Origin of the sequence: Bradyrhizobium jicamae (genome assembly GCF_018130215.1) — a bacterium.
Lineage (GTDB): Bacteria > Pseudomonadota > Alphaproteobacteria > Rhizobiales > Xanthobacteraceae > Bradyrhizobium > Bradyrhizobium jicamae_A.
The window spans coordinates 1-1,183 of the sequence record NZ_JAFCKQ010000132.1 but is presented as its reverse complement, the minus strand read 5'-3'; the positions used below and the strand labels follow the sequence as shown (position 1 = coordinate 1,183).

Below are 1,183 nucleotides of genomic sequence, written 5' to 3'. Positions count from 1 at the left end.
CCGTCATTCGTCCCATGAGCGAACGAAACACCCGTGCATGTCAAGACGAGCAGTCCACGCAGCCACCAGACTGGCCGATTACCATCTATGGGCGCCTGATATAGTTCGCGATTTGGTATCAGCCGGCACACCACACGATATAAGATGAATGAAAACCCAAATCCGAGTAGCGGAGATATCAATAGAGCACTCAAGACACCGCCCACTTGGTGCCAGTTCACAGCGCCAGTAAAACTATGCCCTTCGAGACCATATTCCAGCGCAATGCCGATCAATGCCCCGACCAGGGCGTGGGAGCTGGAGTTGGGAATGCCTAGCCACCACGTGCCAACATTCCAGGTCAATGCGGCGAGTGTAAGCGCGACCAACATGCCTACAGCGAGAGCTCCATCGGGCGGCGTTAGAACGTCCGGCGGGATGAGCTCGATCAGTGCAAAAGCCACCGCGATTCCACCCGCGAGCACGCCGAGAAAGTTCATCAAACCAGACCAGATGACGGCCTGGGTCGCTTTCAGTGAATGAGTATAAATGACCGTGGCAACAGCATTGGCGGTGTCGTGAAAGCCATTCGAAAACTCGAAAAACAGAACGAGGGCAAGGCACAATATTAGCAGCACGAAAAGTGCGGGTGAACCGGGGACGAAGAATTCCAGCATTGGCCTGCTCTATCTCGCATGGATGCTTTTTGCTTTCTGCGACCTAAGGCGCTGATTTTGATTGGCAGCGACGTATTTCGCCCGAATAAGCAGGCATCGATCGCGATTGGCAGACGTTCGGCGGACAAAGCACGACGTCCGGCTCAACCGTTTGGGTTAAAGCCGCCCTTAGATTAAACGTTCCCGAATGCGTCTATTTTGGAACAAATTTCCTTTCTCGCGTTGAACCCAGGTAGCCGGGAGGCTCGCATTTTGCCATGGCCCGCAAGCGCGATGAAAATCCGTCTTCGCCTGGCAGTCGACGCAGACTCCTCGAAAAGCAGCGCCTGCAAAAGATGGCGCGCTCACCGCATGCCTTCGTTCGCGGCAGTACCGACCTGTTCTATGAGCTTCTGTCCGAGCAAAACGACCATATCCCGTCCGGCCCGGCGATTTGGATCTGTGGGGATTGCCATACCGGCAATCTTGGCCCGCTTGCGAATGCCGATGGAGATGTCGAGATCGAAATTCGAGACCTCGATCAAACG

Annotated in this window: 2 protein-coding genes; one reads left to right on the top strand and one right to left on the bottom strand. The window is 54.9% G+C overall.

What is annotated here, in order from left to right; all coding sequences use genetic code 11:
- Positions 1-656, bottom strand: a 656-nt coding sequence (locus JQ586_RS40315; RefSeq protein ID WP_212400163.1) for an inorganic phosphate transporter, incomplete at its 3' end; no start/stop codon positions are given.
- A 257-nt stretch (positions 657-913) separates the two neighbouring features.
- Here JQ586_RS40315 and JQ586_RS40310 point away from each other — a divergent pair.
- The coding region (locus JQ586_RS40310; protein WP_212400162.1) for a DUF2252 family protein at positions 914-1,183 on the top strand (270 nt) is incomplete at its 3' end.